15 protein-coding genes and 1 pseudogene are annotated in these 16,327 nt (G+C 65.0%); 10 read left to right on the top strand and 6 right to left on the bottom strand.

The window, feature by feature from the left end; all coding sequences use genetic code 11:
- The first annotated feature begins 54 nt into the window (after positions 1-54).
- From HHL22_RS08325 to HHL22_RS08290, 8 genes are all read left to right on the top strand, one after another.
- Complete coding sequence (locus HHL22_RS08325) at positions 55-1,005, top strand: DUF3078 domain-containing protein (RefSeq protein ID WP_169530455.1); 951 nt, start codon at positions 55-57, stop codon at positions 1,003-1,005.
- A 73-nt stretch (positions 1,006-1,078) separates the two neighbouring features.
- Positions 1,079-3,049, top strand: a complete 1,971-nt coding sequence (locus HHL22_RS08320) for a TonB-dependent receptor plug domain-containing protein (RefSeq protein ID WP_169530454.1) — start codon at positions 1,079-1,081, stop codon at positions 3,047-3,049.
- A gap of 181 nt (positions 3,050-3,230) precedes the next feature.
- The gene (locus HHL22_RS08315; protein ID WP_169530453.1) at positions 3,231-4,172 is read left to right on the top strand and encodes an EamA family transporter; all 942 of its coding nucleotides are present in this window, start codon (positions 3,231-3,233) and stop codon (positions 4,170-4,172) included.
- 655 nt (positions 4,173-4,827) lie between these two features.
- A complete protein-coding gene (locus HHL22_RS08310; protein ID WP_169530452.1) occupies positions 4,828-5,283 on the top strand; it encodes a hypothetical protein in 456 nt (151 codons plus the stop codon).
- A gap of 439 nt (positions 5,284-5,722) precedes the next feature.
- Positions 5,723-6,127 (top strand): hypothetical protein, encoded by a 405-nt coding sequence (locus tag HHL22_RS08305; protein ID WP_169530451.1) that lies wholly within the window; start codon positions 5,723-5,725, stop codon positions 6,125-6,127.
- 120 nt (positions 6,128-6,247) lie between these two features.
- The gene (locus HHL22_RS08300; RefSeq protein WP_169530450.1) at positions 6,248-8,815 is read left to right on the top strand and encodes a type IA DNA topoisomerase; all 2,568 of its coding nucleotides are present in this window, start codon (positions 6,248-6,250) and stop codon (positions 8,813-8,815) included.
- A gap of 194 nt (positions 8,816-9,009) precedes the next feature.
- Positions 9,010-9,945: a GlxA family transcriptional regulator gene (locus HHL22_RS08295; RefSeq protein ID WP_169530449.1), complete on the top strand. Its 936-nt coding sequence runs from the start codon at positions 9,010-9,012 to the stop codon at positions 9,943-9,945.
- A 37-nt stretch (positions 9,946-9,982) separates the two neighbouring features.
- Positions 9,983-10,831: a DJ-1/PfpI family protein gene (locus HHL22_RS08290; RefSeq protein WP_241737992.1), complete on the top strand. Its 849-nt coding sequence runs from the start codon at positions 9,983-9,985 to the stop codon at positions 10,829-10,831.
- 6 nt (positions 10,832-10,837) lie between these two features.
- On the opposite strand, the gene HHL22_RS08285 is transcribed toward HHL22_RS08290, so the two are convergent.
- Positions 10,838-12,694 carry a prolipoprotein diacylglyceryl transferase family protein gene (locus tag HHL22_RS08285; RefSeq protein WP_169530448.1) on the bottom strand — a complete coding sequence of 619 codons (1,857 nt, stop codon included), beginning with the start codon at positions 12,692-12,694 and terminating at the stop codon, positions 10,838-10,840.
- A 526-nt stretch (positions 12,695-13,220) separates the two neighbouring features.
- On the opposite strand from HHL22_RS08285, the gene HHL22_RS24015 reads away from it, so the two are divergent.
- Positions 13,221-13,427, top strand: a complete 207-nt coding sequence (locus tag HHL22_RS24015) for a winged helix-turn-helix transcriptional regulator (protein WP_317172639.1) — start codon at positions 13,221-13,223, stop codon at positions 13,425-13,427.
- A gap of 24 nt (positions 13,428-13,451) precedes the next feature.
- Here the strand turns inward: HHL22_RS24015 and HHL22_RS08275 are convergent.
- The 5 genes and pseudogenes from HHL22_RS08275 to HHL22_RS08255 form a co-directional block, all read right to left on the bottom strand.
- Positions 13,452-13,805: pseudogene (locus HHL22_RS08275) on the bottom strand (ISAs1 family transposase); the annotation flags it as partial.
- 79 nt (positions 13,806-13,884) lie between these two features.
- Positions 13,885-14,133, bottom strand: coding sequence for a hypothetical protein (locus tag HHL22_RS08270; RefSeq protein ID WP_169530447.1), 249 nt, complete (start codon positions 14,131-14,133; stop codon positions 13,885-13,887).
- Entirely contained in the window at positions 14,130-14,432 is a 303-nt protein-coding gene (locus HHL22_RS24465; protein WP_394354450.1) for a transposase family protein, read from the bottom strand. Before HHL22_RS24465 ends, HHL22_RS08270 begins: the two co-directional genes overlap by 4 nt.
- An 80-nt stretch (positions 14,433-14,512) precedes the next feature.
- A complete protein-coding gene (locus HHL22_RS08260) occupies positions 14,513-14,656 on the bottom strand; it encodes a hypothetical protein (protein ID WP_169530445.1) in 144 nt (47 codons plus the stop codon).
- A 66-nt stretch (positions 14,657-14,722) separates the two neighbouring features.
- Positions 14,723-15,106, bottom strand: a complete 384-nt coding sequence (locus HHL22_RS08255; protein ID WP_169530444.1) for a hypothetical protein — start codon at positions 15,104-15,106, stop codon at positions 14,723-14,725.
- A gap of 190 nt (positions 15,107-15,296) precedes the next feature.
- On the opposite strand from HHL22_RS08255, the gene HHL22_RS08250 reads away from it, so the two are divergent.
- Positions 15,297-16,283, top strand: coding sequence for a helix-turn-helix transcriptional regulator (locus tag HHL22_RS08250; RefSeq protein WP_169530443.1), 987 nt, complete (start codon positions 15,297-15,299; stop codon positions 16,281-16,283).
- Positions 16,284-16,327: the final 44 nt, after the last annotated feature.

Here is a 16,327-nt window from a genome sequence, read left to right as displayed (position 1 = left end):
GCCGGGCGGAGGCTACCTTTAGCCGCTATTCCTGCTCGTTTCTTTTAGCGCCCGATGAAGCAACTCGTTACCTGGCTACTACTGGCCCTACTGTGCCCCTTGCTGGCCCCGGCCCAAACGGCCTCGCCGGCCGCCCCAGCGCCCGATACCACCATCGTGAAGGCCGCGCCCGACTCGGTGCCGCGCTACTGGGACACTCATATCAAGGCGGGCCTGAACGCCAACGAGGCGCTCATTTCCAAGAACTGGAAAAGCGGCGGCTCTAGCTCCCTAGGCATCAGCTTGTTGTTTAACGGCCAGGCCCACTACCAGCGCGGGGTGCACAGCTGGGATGGCGAGGCCGACTTCCTCTACGCCGGCCAGTATACCCAGGACGGCACGGGCTACCGCAAAACCAACGACCGCCTCTACATCGACACCAAGTACGGCTACGACCTGACCAAGAAGTGGGGGTTGTTTACGGCCCTGAACCTGCTTTCGCAGTTCACGCCCGGCTACAACTATAACGACGACAACTCGGCCACGCTCATCTCCAACTTCCTAGCCCCCGGCTACATCACCAACTCCTACGGCGCCGAGTTTCATCCCAACGAGCGCTTCAACCTGCGCCTGGCGCCGGTGGCCGCCCGCGTGACGGTGGTGCGCCAGCCCGACCGCCTGCGCCACCCCGCCGACACCACCATCTACGGCGTGCGCCCCGGCCGCTCCACCTTCTGGCAGGTGGGCTTTCAGGCCCTGGCCGAGCTAGACCAGCCCCTGGGCGACAACGCCAACCTGAAAGCCCGCTACGTGCTGTTTGTGGACTACGGCCAGCTAAAGCTCGTCGATACCTCGCACCGGGTAGATATTACCCTCACGGCCAAGTTCAACAAGTGGCTCAATGCTAGCCTAGGGGGCATCGTGCTTTACGACTACAACCAGGACCGACGCTTCCAATACAGCCAGAACCTGGCCCTAGGCATCCTTTTCGACCGCAAGCGCCCCGCCAACCGGCCCGGCCAGTAGCCGGCGGCCAAGCCCTAAGCAGGGGCTAGGGAGACTAGGGGCGTAGCTTTGCGGCCGTTTTCAACGCCCTTCCATGCCCCGATTTTTACCGCTTGCCGCGGCCCTGGCACTGGCGAGCCCCCTAGTGGCTACCGCTCAGCAGCTTACGGCACCGCCCGATACGGCCCGCCTCGCCGACGTAACTGTGTACGGCTCGCGCGTGGGCCAGACCGAGGGCCAAACCGGGCGCTACGTGACCGTGATTCCGGCCGCCGCGCTCAGCCGCTACCCCGTCAACTCGCTCGACGACTTGCTGCGCCTGCTGCCCAACCTGGAGATGCAGAGCCGCGGCAGCTTCGGCACCCAGGCCGACGTGACCCTGCGCGGCTCGACCTTCAACCAGGTGCTGCTGCTGCTCGATGGCATGCGCCTCAACGACCCGCTCACGGGCCACTTCGCGGCTTATTTGCCCATTGCGCCCAGCGAGATTGAGCAGATTGAGATAGTGCGCGGCCCTGGCGCGGCCCTCTACGGCCCCGACGCGGTGGGCGGCTACATCAACATCGTCACCAAGACCTTCGCCGCCACCCACCACCCCGACGGCGTGCAGCTGGCCGGCACCTTTCTGGCCGGCGAATACGGCCTGAAAAGCACCAACGCCGGCTTCTACGGCCAGGACCAGGGCCTGCGCCTAGGGGGGGGCATCCTTAACAACACGGCCGCCGGCCAGCTGGTGGGCACGCCCGACGGCGCCCGCAACGACTTCAAGCTCAATACTTACTCGCTGTCGGGCGCTTACCAGATTACCGATAAGCTGAGCGCCGCCGCCCGCGCCAGCTTCGATAGGCGCGACTACGGGGCGCGGTTTTTCTACACCACCAACCCCGGCGACCAGGCCCGCGAAACCACCAGCCGCGACTGGTACCAGGGCCAGCTGCGCTACGACTGGAGCGACAAGCACCGCACCGAGGTGCAGCTAGTGGGCACCAGCAGCACCGACCTGTACCTGTACACGCCTACCTCGGTGGCCAGCGACCACCTCATGCACTACCTCAACGTGCAGGCCCAGCACTACTGGACGCTGAGTTCGGCCGTGCGCCTGACCCTAGGGGGGCAGGCCGACCGCCGGGCGGTGCTCAGCAACGACCGGGGCGACCACACGCTCTGGCACCAGGGCGTGTTTGTGGTGGCGGCCCTTGCGCCCTGGGCGGGCCTGAGCCTGACGCCCGCCTTGCGCCTCGACCACGACCAGAGCTACGGCACCGAGCTGGTGCCGCAGCTCAACGCCAGCCAGCAGCTGAGCGAGCGCCTGACCGTGCGCGCTGCCGCTGGGCGCGGCATCCGGGCCCCCAACTTCACCGAGCAGTACACCAGCAACGTGCGGCCCGGCGTGGTGCCCAGCGGCTTCAACGTGGGCAACCCCGCCCTGGCCGCCGAGCGCACCTGGAGCTACGAGGGCGGCCTCGACTACCAGCCCTGGCCGGCCCTGCTGCTGCGCGGCACCTACTTCAACCGCTACGGCCGCAACCTCATCGACTACGTGAACCAGAGTGGGGCGCAGGTAATCGCGGCCACGGGCCTGACTAACATCAACCCCGCCGCCAGCTACCGCTTCGCCCAGAACCTGTTTGCCGTGCGCACCCAGGGCATCGAAACCGAGGCCACCGTGCGCGCCGCCCTAGCCCCCGGCCTGCGCCTGGAGGGCACCGTGGGCTACACCTGGGTGCACCTGAGCACCGAGGGCGACGTGCAGTCGCAGTACCTCTCGAACGTGGCGCGGCAGCTGGTGGCCGGCAACGTGGGCCTGACGCACCGCCGCTTCGGGGTGTACTTCGGGGGCCTCTACAAGCAGCGCGACGCCGCCGCCACGGCCGCCCTAGGCCGCGAGCTGACGCCGAGCTACGCCGTGTTCAACCTGCGCCTCGAAGCCGGCCTGGTGCCCGACCGCGTGTGGCTGACTGGCCAGGCCCTCAACCTCTTCAACGCGAAGTACGCTGACCTGCTGGGCGCCCAAATGCCCACCCGCTGGCTGATGGCCGGCGTGCGCGTGGCCCTGGCGCGCTAGGAGATTGGGGTAGATAGAAGGATTAATAAAAGCACGTCATGCTGAGCGCAGTCGAAGCATCTCTCCCGCGTAACTAACTCCTAACGTCAGGTTTACTTACGCGGGAGAGATGCTTCGACTGCGCTCAGCATGACGTGCTTTTATTGACCCCCTGGCCATCTAACAATTCAGCCACCCGCCCATGTCCCCCAAACCCGCGCCGCCGCGCCTGCTGCTGCTGGCCGCTTTTGCGGCCGTGTACCTGCTGTGGGGCTCTACCTACCTGGCCATTAAGTACGCCATTGCCGGCCTGCCGCCGCTGCTGATGGCGGGCGGCCGCTTCGTGCTGGCGGGCGGCATTTTGTGGCTGGTGGGGCGGCTATCGGCGAGCTACGAGGCGCCCACCTGGCAGCAGTGGCGCACGAGCCTGGTGGTGGGCGCGCTGCTGCTGGTGGGCGGCAACGGCGCCGTGGTGCTGGCCGAGCGCACGCTGCCCTCGGGGCTGGCGGCGCTGCTGGTGGCCAGCGAGCCGTTTTGGGTGGTGCTGCTGGGCTGGTGGTGGCTGGGGCAGGCGCCGCCCAGCGGCCGGGTGGTGCTAGGGCTGCTGCTGGGCTTCGGGGGCGTGTGGCTGCTGGTGGGGCCGCAGCTGCAAAGCCACGCCGGTTCGGGCCAGTTGCTGGGGGCGGGGCTGGTGCTGGCAGCCGCCTTTAGCTGGGCAGCGGGCTCTATCTACGGGCTGCGGGCGCCGGCCGCGCGCTCGCCGGTGCTGGGCGCGGGCATGCAAATGCTGTGCGGCGGGGCGCTGCTGCTGGCCCTGGGCGCCGCGCGGGGCGAGGGACGGGGCCTGCACCTGGCGCAGGTGCCGGCCAGCGCCTGGCTGGGCTGGGGCTTCCTGGTGGTGTTTGGCTCGCTGGTGGCCTTCACGGCCTACAGCTGGCTGCTGCAGCACGCCCCGCCGGCGCGCGTAGCCACCTACGCCTACGTCAACCCGGTGGTGGCCGTGGGGCTGGGCTGGGCGCTGCGGGGCGAGCAGCTCAGCGGTGGCCTACTGCTGGGCGCCGCCGTAGTGGTCGGCGCGGTGGTGCTGCTAACGACCGGCGGCCGCCCTGGCGAGCCTGAGCGCGAGGCGACTGGCGAAGCGTAAAGTCGAGGCCGGAAAGCCCGCTAACGCTGCTGCCGACAGGCTAGGTACAGCATGGCAAAAAAAGAATTAATTTACTTGCTGCTATTTACTTAATCTGATTAAAATACTGTATATAAGACATTTGCATAAGTAAATTGATACTAGCTTACTTAGTTAAGTAAAACAGTTATGGGCATAGTGCTATTGATGATGGTACTATTGCTAGAATAAGCAGGGCAGGTCGAAGTTGAAAGTTACTAAACCTAAGTAAAGTATCGTATTATTGTACTGCCAGTCTGCCACAGCGCAGGCCCCGGCAACGCTACCAAACGGCGCCGCCAGCTTACCGCTACCTGCCAGTCCAGCTACCCAGAAACTACCCGATTACCTCGCTCTGAAAACACGCTCGCTCTGCTTACCCGCTCTACCTGCTGAAAACAAACTACTACCTCTCGCTGGCCTCTTTAAAAGCCTCTTGGCGCCTTGCCAGGAGGCTTTTGCGTGCCTACGGGCCCTAGAGCTGCCTCCGGGCTCAGCCAGCTTGAGTAGTAGTGGCCGGGTGGCACGCGGTTAGCCGACAGCAAGCGAAGCAACTCGCCGGCGCTGGGGCCAGTTAGGCGTAGTTGGTAGTTGCGCAGCACGGCGCGTACTTCGCCCGGCCAACCAACCTTGTGCTATGCTGCGCCGCTACCTACTTGCTTTACTGCTACTGGCCTGCTGGCCCGCCCACGCCCAAGGCAGCTTACCCATAGCCCGCCCCGCCGTGGCCGACACTGCCCGGCTACGGCCCGCTGCGGCCGCTCCCGATACGGCCGCGGCCCTGCACCGCTACTTTGCCCAGCGCCGGCACAACGGGCGCGTCACGCTGGGGGTAGGGGGCGGTATTCTGGTGGTGGGCTACACGATGGCTGCCGTCAGCAATAAAGGCGGCAGCCTGCCTGTTTTTCTAGTTGGAGCGCTGGGCGTCGTCGCAAGCGTGCCAATACTAGTGCAGGGCGCCCTGCGCATCGCCGCGCATTCGCAAGGGCGGGAGCGGCGCGTGCTGCGAACCTGGCAGCAGCACCGCCTGCCCCGCCGCTGGGCCCGGCGTGCCCTAGTGCCCGACTATACCCAGCCCCCCACGCCACGCTAATGCGCCGCACCTGCCTCGCCGGCTGAAGCCCGTTTGCTGCGCGCCTGCCGCGCCGCGTTGGCCCTAGGCCCCCTGGCTCAGTTTCATGACAGCTTTTTCAAGTTTAGTCAAAAACAAGGTGACTTAGCATTTTTTCGGAGCTAGTGAAGGTAGAAGTGGGACTGGCCCCACCCATCCTTGAGCGAGATTAACAGACTAGCGCGAACGTAGGGGTGGATGCCAGTCCTACTGCGGCATCTCTTCAGTTGACCGCAAAACTGCCCTAGAGATATTGTTCGACAAATCCAACATCAGCCTCGAAAATTGTCGATAAGTAAATAACTGTAAACAAGTAATTTATATAGTATAAATTCTGATTTTATGGTGGCTAAATGGCAATTGGCAGGGAGCGCAGCGCTGGGCGTACTTCGCTAGGACAATCCCATTTCACCTTGTCCCAATGCGCCACTTTCTACTATTGCTGGTACTGCTGTTAGCTAGCCTCGACGCCTGCGCCCAGCTTAACCCAGCCGGCACCACCCAGCCGCAGCCCGCTGGCCCCGCCCCAGATACAGTGGCAGCTCTACACCGATTATTTGCGGCCAAACGTGCCAAACGCGATGCGCTGGCTGTCCTTTCGCTAGTTATCGCGGGCACCACCGGCTACGCAGCTACGCAGTCATACAGCCTCAGTGACATTAGTATCGCGTACGGCACAACTATAGGAGCGCTTTCCATAGGTGGTATAGCGCTCGCTTATTATAGCCAGTATAGTCGCCGGCGCGAACAAGAGGCGCTGGAGGCGTTTAAATCTCACCAATTAGCGAAAGAACTCAAACGAAAACTCAAAAGGCGCTATTTCTAGCCCGTTGCGCCTAGGCCCCTGGTCCGCCAAAACGACCTTTTCACGGCGTATTTTTGTTGGGCAAAGTCAGCCTGCGCCGCGGGCGTATCGGCGAAATCCGTTTAATCCGTTAAATCTGCGATGGTTGTTTGCCTTGCCGAAAAGCCCAGCGTAGCCCGCGAAATCGCCCAGGTGATTGGGGCCAAGAACCGCCACGACGGCTACTACGAGGGCAACGGCTACCAAGTGACCTGGACCTTCGGCCACTTCTGCCAGCTGAAGGAGCCCGACGACTACCGCCCCGAGTGGAAGCGCTGGAGTCTGCACGACTTGCCCATGATTCCCGATGCGTTCGGCATCAAGCTGATGCGGCGCGACGACGGGGTGGTGCGCCAGTTCAACGTCATTAAGAAGCTGCTCGAAGGCGCCACCGAGGTGATAAACTGCGGCGACGCCGGGCAGGAGGGCGAGGTGATTCAGCGCTGGGTGCTGCACGAGGCGCGGTGCCGTAAGCCGGTCAAGCGCCTCTGGATTTCGTCGCTCACCGAGGAGGCCATCCGGCAGGGGTTTCAGAACTTGCGGGAGGGCAAGGAGTTCGACAGTCTCTACCAGGCGGGGCGCAGCCGGGCCGTGGGCGACTGGCTGCTGGGGCTGAACGCCACGCGCCTATTTACGCTCAAGTACACCACGTACCAGGACAAGCAGCTGCTGAGCATCGGGCGGGTGCAAACGCCTACGCTGGCGCTGCTGGTGGACCGCTACCACGAGATTCGCAACTTCAAGCCCGAGCCCTACTGGGTTTTGCGGACCGAGTACCGCGGCACCACCTTCACCCGCATCAACACCGAGGCCGAGCAGAAGGAAGCCCAGGACGCGCCCGACGAGCAGAGCCGCCTGCGGGCCCTAGGGTTCTTTGTGAAGGAAGACGAGGCCAAGGCTGCCCTGGAGGCCGTGCGCCCGTCGCCCCTGACGGTGACGAGCGTCGAAATCAAGAAAGGCCGCGAGGCGCCGCCCCGGCTTTTCGACCTCACCAGCCTGCAAGTGCAGTGCAACAACCAGCTCGGATTATCAGCCGAAGACACGCTGAAAATCGTGCAGGCGCTGTACGAGAAGAAGGCCGTGAGCTACCCTAGGGTCGATACCACGTTTCTGCCCGACGACCAGTACCCCAAGATTCCGGGCATCTTGCGCGGGCTGCGCGGCTACGATGCGCTCACGGGCCCGCTGCTGGCCATGCCCCGGCTGCCCAAGAGCGGCAAGGTATTCAACAACAACAAGGTAACCGACCACCACGCCATCATTCCGACCGGCAGCGGCGGGCCCAGCGGCGGCATGGAAAGCAGCGTGTACGATATCATCACGCGCCGCTTCATCGCCGCTTTCTACCCCGACTGTGAGGTAAGCAACACCACCGTGCTGGCCGAGGCGGCGGGCTTCCTCTTCCGAGTGCGCGGCCGCCAAATCCTGAGTCCCGGCTGGCGCGTGGTGTATGGCGACCCCGCCCAGCAAGCCGCGCCTAAACCGGCGCCCGCCCAGGGCGAGAAAGCCACCGGCGCCGAAGATGACGATGCCGTGAGCACCGTGCTGCCGGCCTTTACGAAGGGCGAGAGCGGCCCGCACACCCCTAGGCTGGAAAGCAAGATGACCCAGCCGCCCAAAGACTACACCGAGGCCAGCCTGCTGCGCGGCATGGAAACGGCCGGCCGCAACATCGACGATGACGAGCTGCGCCTGGCCATGAAGGAGAACGGCATCGGCCGCCCCAGCACCCGCGCCGCCATCATCGAAACGCTGTTCAAGCGCAATTACATCAAGCGCGACAAGAAGCGCCTGCTGCCCACGCCTACCGGCATTGAGCTGATTGGCCTCATCCGCAACCCCACGCTGAAATCGGCCGAGCTGACGGGGCAGTGGGAACGGAAGCTGCGCCAGATTGAGCGCAACGAGCTGCCGTCTGACCAGTTCCTGGATGAGCTAAAAGGCCTGGTGCGCGAAATGGTGCAGGAAGTGAAAACCGACCGCGGCGGCCGCATGGTAACGAGCGGCAGCGCCGAAAAAGCCCTGGCCGAAGCTCCCGCCGCGGCTGGCGCCAAAAGCACGCCCGCCGGCTTCCAGGCCAAAACGCCCGGTGCTCCGGCTGCCGGCGCCGGCGGCCTAGGCCCCTGCCCGGCTTGTAAGACCGGCCACGTGCTGCGCGGCAAAACCGCCTTTGGCTGCGCTCGCTTCCGCGAGGGCTGCCAGTGGCGGCTGCCGGCCGAGGTGCTGGGCAAGAAGCTGACCGACCCGCAGGTGAAGGCGCTGCTGAGCAAGGGCCGCACCCAGCTCATCAAAGGCTTCATGACGGGCGCGGGCGAGAAGCTCGACGGCGCCCTCACGCTCGACGCTAACTTGCAGCCCGAGCTGCTGCCCGCCGCCGAAAGCAAGCCCACCACCGCCACCGACCCCGGCCAGGTGCCCTGCCCGGTGTGCAAGCTCGGCACCATGCTCAAAGGCAGCAGCGCCTACGGCTGCTCGCGCTTCCGCGAAGACTGCCAGTTCCGGGTGCCCTTTGAGTGGGGCGGTAAGAAGCTGACCGACACCCAACTGCGCCAGCTGCTGCGCAAGGGTGAAACCGGCGTCATTAAGGGCTTCACATCGGCCAAAACTGGCAAGAAGTACGACGCTGCGCTGAAGGTGGACGAGGGGCGCGTGGTGCCGGTGTTCGCGTAGGGGCCTTAGGGCCCGCCGAGCGCCCAAAGCCTCGCGCCGGTGTTGGTGGATGAGTTGCCGCCCTAGGGCCTGGCTGGGTGCCCAAAGCCCCGCGCTGGCGCCCGCTATAGCCCCTGATGGCAGGCGGGCCGATTGGCCCAAAATGTCCGGTGAATGGCCATTGGGTGCAAGCGGTAGCCGGTACTTTTGGCCTTATGAAAGCCCTGCCCCACCTGGTGTTCGTAGTGCCGCCCGCCGTGCACCTGCTGGACCTAACCGGGCCGGCGCAGGTTTTCTACGAGGCTGCCACCTACGGCCAGCCCTACCGGCTCACGTTTTGCTCTTACCAGTCGGCCGTGAGCAGTTCGGCCGGCCTAGGGCTGGGCCCGCTGGTGCCGTTTGCCGACGTGCCGCTGGCCCCCGGCGACTTCGTATTTGTGCCGGGGCTGGAAATGGACTACCTGCGGTCGGACGCTTTTCGGCGGGAGGGAGCCGCCTTTTTTGAGTGGCTGCGGCAGCTGCATGGCCGCGGCGTGCGCGTGTGCTCCATCTGCACCGGCGCGTTTATGTTGGCGCACGCTGGGCTGCTGAACGGAAAAAAATGCACCACCCACTGGCGGCGCCTGGCCGAGCTGCAGGCGCGCTACCCGCTGGTGCGGGCCCAGCCCGACACGCTGTTTGTGCAGGACGGCGACATTACGACCAGCGCGGGCGTCACGGCCGGCATCGACCTGGCGCTGTACCTGCTGGAGGAGCGGCACGGGCCCCTATTTGCCACTAAAGTGGCGCGCGAGCTGGTGGTATATACCCGCCGCAGCGCGCAGCACCGCCAGCTCAGCATCTACCTCGATTACCGCAACCACCTGCACGCGGGTGTGCACCAGGTGCAAGACTGGCTGGCTGATAACCTCGCCGCCGGGGCCACCCTCGAAACCCTGGCCGAGCTGGTGCACATGAGCCCGCGCACCCTCACGCGCACCTTCCGCAAGGCTACCGGCATCAGCATTCAGCAGTACACCGCCGCCCTGCGCCGGGAGCTGGCCGCCGTGCTGCGCCACGACCCCGCGCTCACGCAGGAAAGCATCGCCGCGCAGTGCGGCTTCCGCAGCGTGCGGCAGCTGCGGCGCATCTGGCCCGCCCTGGCGAGCTAACCGTTCACTTGCCGCTTTACCTCTTTTTTGTAGTGTCATGAAAACCAAAATTCTGCTATTTATCTGCCTGTTAGCTGCTTGGTGTGTCAACCAGTTTCCTGCCCAGGCAACGGGGGGCCTAGGCGCGGTGCAGGCGTGGCACTGCGCCCCCTGCGGCGGGGCGTGCGACGCCGATACGTATGCCGCCGCGGGCACGTGCGCCCACTGCGGTATGGCGCTGGTGCAGTCGGCTGCTAATTCGGCCGGTTCCGAGCGCGCTCCAGCCTTAATTCCTGGCCGGCGCAACGTGGCTATTTTGGTGTACAAAAACATGGAAATCCTCGACTTTGCGGGTCCTGGTGAGGTGTTTTCCGTGGCGGGCTTCAACGTGTACACCGTGGCCGTGGCGCCGGAGCCCATTAGCAGCCAGGGCTTTGTTGTCATTACGCCAAACTACACCCTCGCCAACTGCCCGCCGCCCGACATTGTGGTGGTGCCCGGCGGCGACACGGAGCCCATTCTGGCGGACGCCGCCCTGGTAAAGTGGGTGCAAACCCAGGCCGCCCACGCGGAGGTGCTGCTGTCGGTGTGCACGGGCGCGGGCCTGCTGGGCAAAGCGGGCTTGCTGGATGGCAAGCAGGCCACCACCTACCACGATTACCTCGACGCCTTGCAGCGGGCCAACCCCAAAGCCAAGGTGCTGCGCGGCACGCGCTACGTCGATAACGGCCAGGTTATCACCACCGCTGGCATTTCGGCCGGCATCGATGGCTCGCTGCACGTGGTGGCCAATCTGCTCGGCGAGGAAGCCGCCCGGCAAGTGGCCCGAACGATGGAATACGACAAGTGGCAACCCAACCAGGGCCTAGTGGTGAAGGCGCCCACTGCCACCGCCGCGCCCAGGTAGCCAGGGCTACCGGCTCCCCAACTGGTAGTGCAGCTTCATGCTGAAGATATTGTGCCGGTCGAAGTCGGTGGCGAAGTAGGGCTCCAGGCTAACGGCGCGCAGGCCCGCGGGCAGGCGCAGGTTGGCGCTGGCGAAGGCCAGGCTGGGGGTGGGATAGTGCGCTGAATTAGCGTAGCCCAGTAACAGCTGGCCGCCGCCCGCCTGGCCCAGCCCCGACCCTAGGGCCAGCCGAGTAGTATAAGCGCCTAGGGCATTTTCGGCGCCGTAGCCCGCATCGGCTTGTGCAAATAGCAACTGCGGGTTTCCCACGCGAAGCATTCCTTCAGGCATGAAAAAAGCCGCCTGAGTGGAGTTGTCATTCACGAAATAACTATAATGACCTAAATCACCGAGGTGTGCGCCTATACGGAAGCCTAGAGTTGACCAACCTCTGCCAACACTGGCTTCTAAGTAGCCATGCGCATCAACTAAAGCATAGGATTCGGTAGATAACGATGGAGTTGTGGTGAATACAGGCTGCAAGTCGATGCGTTGCTGGCCCGCCCACAGTCCTCCTCCCACTGTTACGTAGCCGCTCCGCCCATTTTGGCGCTCACGTTGCCTGGCAATCTCAATGCCACCTGCCCGCACCTGCTGATGCAGGTTATAGGTAGTGCCGCCCCCGCAGCCCGAACCATTACTGAATTTATTGAATGCATCATGGTCGCTACCGATGAGGCCCCCAGTAAGGGTTAAGGTTTGGCCTTGCTGAGCGATAGGCTCTTGTGCTGGCGCGGGCGCCTGGGCCGTAGCCAGCAGCAGCGCGCCGCCCAGCAGCACGGCCAGCGGCAGGCCCGCCAGGCGCGGCACCCCGCGGCCCAGGGTTACCAGCCAGGTGTGCCCTTCGGCCAGCAGTACCAGCAGCAGTAGCAGTTGCAGCACCGCCGTTTCAGCCAGCGACAGGGTGGTCGGAGCCAGCCGGGTGGTGGCGGCCAGCAGCCCTAGGGCCAGCAGCGCCGTGGTAATCGGGCGGGGCGCGGGCAAGGCTGCGGGCGCCGGCCGGCGCTGGCGCACCAGCCACGCCCAGCCGCCGAGCAGCAGCAGGGTTTCGGCCAGCATCAGCCACTGCATACCCACCAGCGTTACACCGCCCACAACTACGGGTGCGGCCAGCAGCGGCTCGCCGGCTGGGTCGCGCCAAAACTCCACCGCGAAGCGGCCCAGACACAGCAGCCCCAGGCCCAGCAGGTAGCGGCTACCGGCCGGCCAGGCGCGGCGCCGCAGCAGGTGCAGCGCCAGGCCCGCCCCGGCGCACAGCAACAGCTGCAGCAGCTGGGTAGGCACTAGCACGTGGGTGTGGGCGGCCCCGGCCGGCAGCTGCCCTAGGGCCACCTGAATAACATAAGCCGCTGAGCCGGGCCTGTAGGCCACGCCCCAGGCGCCAGTGGTGGCCGTGCCCCAGCAGCAGCCGGCCAGCACGCAGCCCACACTTTGCACGGCTAGCGCCCAGCACAGCGGCGCGGCCAGCGCATCGAGCACCGCCCGCACCCGCAGGCCCAGCAGCGGCCCTAGGGCCAGCACTACCAGAAAGCTGCCCCAGGCCCCGCCAATAATGGAGCGCGGCCCGCCGGCCAGCGCCTGCACGGCGGCCGCGTCGCCGCGCAGCCAGCCTGGCCACTGCCCTAACGGCAGCAGCACCAGCTGACAACCCAGCACCAGCCCTAGGGTAGTGGCGGCCACCAGCGGCAGCCAGGCCCGCTGCGCATAGCCGCGCCGGTAGCCCTGGCCCAGCAGCAAGGCCACGTACACGGCAAAGGCCACCACTTGGGCGGCCTCGTAATAAGGATGCCCTAGCGGGCTCGGCAGGAGTAAGGGTAGCGGCATAGCTCAGAAAGGCAGATTGTGCTGCCGAAGCTACTGGGCTATGCTCACCGGACGTATAGCAAAACTGCGCTGCCTCTGACGCTAGGCTAGTAGGCTTGTCTTATATAAAGCGCTAGCCATAAGTAGTATAGGCTGGTGACGGCCTGACTTTGAGAAAGCGCCGGGGTGGCTACTTACTTAACCCAAAATGCAGGATAGCGCCGCAGTGTTCCCTCCTCCGCGAAGGAAGTAACGCCTGGCGCCACCCCGCACTCAGGTTGACTACTTAATTGCTGGTGAGAAGCTTACGGTTGCCCCAGCGCTTATTTATACGCATGCGTGGCATAGCCGCCGTCCACCAGCAGCTCAGTTCTCGTGATGTGGCATTAACTCTCTTTTTTTATGAAGACCCAGAATCCCCGTTCTACCTATCCCATCAGCTTTTCGCTGGCTATGCTCGGCGATAGGTGGACGATGATTATTCTGCGCGACATGGTCTTCGTAGGCAAATCGACTGTATGGCGAGTTTCTACAATCGCCCAAAAAGGTGGCAACCGACATCCTCGCGACGCTCGAAGCGCAAGGCTTGGTGACCAAGCAAGTCACCGCCGACAAGAAAGCTAAGTTCACCTATCGCCTTACGGAAAAAGGCCTGGGTTTGCTTCCGCTGCTGATGGAACTCACTCAGTGGGGGCACAAAATACCATCCGGCGGGGGGCAACCCGGCCCTGCTCCACGAACTAACCACGGATAGGGAGGGCCCCTTAAGGTAAATGCATTAAAATTGAAGGCAGCGGTGGCGGTGCTCGTCGCTGAGGGCACATGGGTTCTGCTTGTGCTGGAAGCTGATGCGCTCGGGTAAGGCTTGCAAGAGCCGCAGCACCAGCTGGCGGATGGCGGCGTAGTTGGCGGCGGCTTGCTCCGCCCGCTTGCGGCTTTGGTCCTCGCCCAGCACCACATCCAGCACCCAGTGCAAGTGATGCTCGATGCCCCAGTGGCGGCGCACTACGTGCATGAACGTGGCGGCCGGCACCGTTAGCGAACTCAGGTAGTAGCGCGTGAGCGTTACCGGCTCGGCCGCGCTCGGCACCTGGGGCTGCGGCCGGGTGGGGCCACTGCGCCCGCAATGCTTCCGGTAAAACGCTGGCCGGCAGCACCCGGCATGACCGGGTTTTCACGCGGGCGTGACGCGGTAACTCCGCTGGGGCTTGCTAGGTAGCGACCGTCGGAGCTGGGGCGAAAGCCAGTTGTGCGGCCGGCGGTAACTGGCGCTGGCGGCCCTTGAGCGCCAGTACGTAGTCGGCCCCGGCCTGCGTGAGCGCGGCGGCTGTCGAGGGCTGGGTGAAACCCGCATCGGCGCTCATCACGCAGCCGCGCACACCGAGCAGGGCCAGCAGTACGCGCGGTTCGTTGGCTGGTGACTGCCGTCTCGTACTGGCCCAGGCACACGCCAGCTTCATCGCACCAGGCGTGCAGCAGCGTCACGGGCGTGTGCCCGCCCTGGGCGTGCGCCGTCTGCGCCTGCTAGGCCGTAACTGAACGGCGCAGGGACGCTTAGGTGGGTGCCGCCGGGCAGCCGCACCGTGCGGGTACTCCACTGCACCGAGCAGCGCTCGACCTGGCGCAAGTCCAGTAGACTCATGACGCGGTTTACCGTGTTATGCGAGGGGATACCTTGGGCGTAAGGCAGGTCTTGGCGGAGCCAGGCCAGCTTGAGGCGCGGCCGAGGGTAGTAGTCGAAGTCGGCCTTGAGCAGCACGTCCTGCACGCCCGAGGTGAAGCTGGCTCGGCTGTCCTCGCGCAGCGGCGCGCCCGGCGAGGAATCCTAGGCCTGGTAGCTCAGCTCATTGGCGTAGCGGTAGCGGCGAGCGTGGCGCGGCCGAAGAGTTGAGACGTAAGCGTGCGCTGCCAGCGCAGGGAGGCTAGCGCGTTGCCGTAGCGCAGGTCGCTGCCGGCCTGGTAGCGCAGCTCCCCGCCCGGCACGGGCGTGGTCTGGAGCCGCTGCGTGACGAAGAGCCGGTCGCCGCCCAGGTAAAAGGCCGCCAGCAGTTAGTCGCGGGGCGCGAGCTGGTGGCTGAGCTTGGCGCTGGCATCGTAGAACGAGTAGCCCATCACGCTGGCCCCCTCGGAGTCAAGCGAGCTAGCCACGCGCGAAAACAAGTCCAGGTTGCCGCGCCGCGCCGACACGAGGGAGGTGGTGCGGCCCTTATTCAGCGGGCCTTCGAGCGAGAAGTGGGTGGCCAGCACCCCTAGGCCGGCGTGGCCACTGAGCTGCTGCTTGTTGCTTTCCTTCAGGCGCACGTCTAGCATGGCCGAGAGCCGGCCCCCGTAGCGGGCCGGGAAGTCGCCCTTCAGCAGGCGGATGTCGCGGATGGCGTGGGCATCGAACACGAACAAAAAGCCGCCCACGTGGCTGACGTAGTACAGGGGCACGTCGTCGAGCAGGGTCAGGTAATGAGTGGCGGGGCGTAAAAACTGTCCGTGACGTACTGCATGCTGCTTCGACGATTAAACAAGGGCGCGGCTGCCTAACTCCTACGTTTAGCAACCAAGAAACGGGTAGTTTTGGTCGCCTGTAACGGCGGCGAGCCTGGCTCATCCGTCGGTTGCTGCTAACGCCTGTATGAACCGATTTGACCGCATCGTCGCCATTCTCATTCAGCTGCAAACCCGGCGGGTGGTGAGCGGCCCCTCGCTGGCCGCCCGGTTTGAGGTGAGTCTGCGCACCATCTACCGCGACATCCGCACGCTGGAGCTGGCCGGCGTGCCGCTCCTTGGCGAGCCCAAAATAGGCTATTCGCTGGCCGAAGGCTACCGTTTGCCGCCGGTCATGTTCACCCGGGAGGAAGCGGCGGCGCTGCTCACGGCCGAGAAGCTGGCCACCCGCCTCACGGATGCGCCCACGGCCCAGCTCAGCGGGGCCGCGATGGACAAATTGCGCGCCGTACTGCGCCGCCCTGACCGCGACTACCTGGCTGCGCTGACGCCCCACATCCAGGTGGTGCGGCCCACCGAGCAGTTCCCTGAGTCCAGCACCTACCAGCAGCTGGTGGCAGCTGTCGCTACGCACCAGCTGGTCCATATCCAGTACCAAGCGAGCGCCACCGAGCCGGCGACGCCCCGCGACATCGAGCCGATTGGGCTGTATCTGACCCAGCACTGGCACGTGGTGGCGTACTGCCGGCTGCGGCAGGCCTTCCGCAACTTCCGCCTCGACCGCATGCAGCAGGTAGTACTAAGCCCCGAGGTCTTTGCCCCGCGCCCCGAAACGCTACGGCAGTACTGGGCCGACCGGGCCAACACCTCGCAGCGCAAGAAGGTGGTCGTGCGCCTGCAGCTGGCGCAGACATCCCGTAGCCTGGCGCAGCGCCTGCACGATACCAAGCGCCAGTACGGTTGGGCGCACGAGCAAACCCTGCCCGATGGCAGCGTCGAAATGACGTTGTACCTGGGCTCGTTGCCCTACCTGGCGGCCTGGCTACTGCCCTACGCCGGGGCTGTAACGGTGGTCGAGCCGCCCGCGCTACGGACGCACTTATGCGAGCTGGCGCAGCAGGCGCACCACTTTTTTTGCCCGCCGGCTTCCAATGCTGACACAGGGCTGTCATAGGTGGCGCGGACCTTTGTAGAGCAGTGCAGCAAGGGTGCTGGCTG

Source organism: Hymenobacter polaris, assembly GCF_012927305.1.
GTDB classification, from domain to species: Bacteria; Bacteroidota; Bacteroidia; order Cytophagales; family Hymenobacteraceae; genus Hymenobacter; species Hymenobacter polaris.
The sequence above is the reverse complement of the archived record's forward strand: the minus strand, read 5'-3'. Positions and strand labels throughout refer to the sequence as shown.

Bases quoted from the DNA above. Each gene is read 5' to 3' on its own strand.
- HHL22_RS08325 (WP_169530455.1), top strand. From the start codon at position 55: ATGAAGCAACTCGTTACCTGGCTACTACTGGCCCTACTGTGCCCCTTG.
- HHL22_RS08320 (WP_169530454.1), top strand. From the start codon at position 1,079: ATGCCCCGATTTTTACCGCTTGCCGCGGCCCTGGCACTGGCGAGCCCC.
- HHL22_RS08315 (WP_169530453.1), top strand. From the start codon at position 3,231: ATGTCCCCCAAACCCGCGCCGCCGCGCCTGCTGCTGCTGGCCGCTTTT.
- HHL22_RS08310 (WP_169530452.1), top strand. From the start codon at position 4,828: ATGCTGCGCCGCTACCTACTTGCTTTACTGCTACTGGCCTGCTGGCCC.
- HHL22_RS08305 (WP_169530451.1), top strand. From the start codon at position 5,723: ATGCGCCACTTTCTACTATTGCTGGTACTGCTGTTAGCTAGCCTCGAC.
- HHL22_RS08300 (WP_169530450.1), top strand. From the start codon at position 6,248: ATGGTTGTTTGCCTTGCCGAAAAGCCCAGCGTAGCCCGCGAAATCGCC.
- HHL22_RS08295 (WP_169530449.1), top strand. From the start codon at position 9,010: ATGAAAGCCCTGCCCCACCTGGTGTTCGTAGTGCCGCCCGCCGTGCAC.
- HHL22_RS08290 (WP_241737992.1), top strand. From the start codon at position 9,983: ATGAAAACCAAAATTCTGCTATTTATCTGCCTGTTAGCTGCTTGGTGT.
- HHL22_RS08285 (WP_169530448.1), bottom strand. From the start codon at position 12,694: ATGCCGCTACCCTTACTCCTGCCGAGCCCGCTAGGGCATCCTTATTAC.
- HHL22_RS08270 (WP_169530447.1), bottom strand. From the start codon at position 14,133: ATGAAGCTGGCGTGTGCCTGGGCCAGTACGAGACGGCAGTCACCAGCC.
- HHL22_RS08250 (WP_169530443.1), top strand. From the start codon at position 15,297: ATGAACCGATTTGACCGCATCGTCGCCATTCTCATTCAGCTGCAAACC.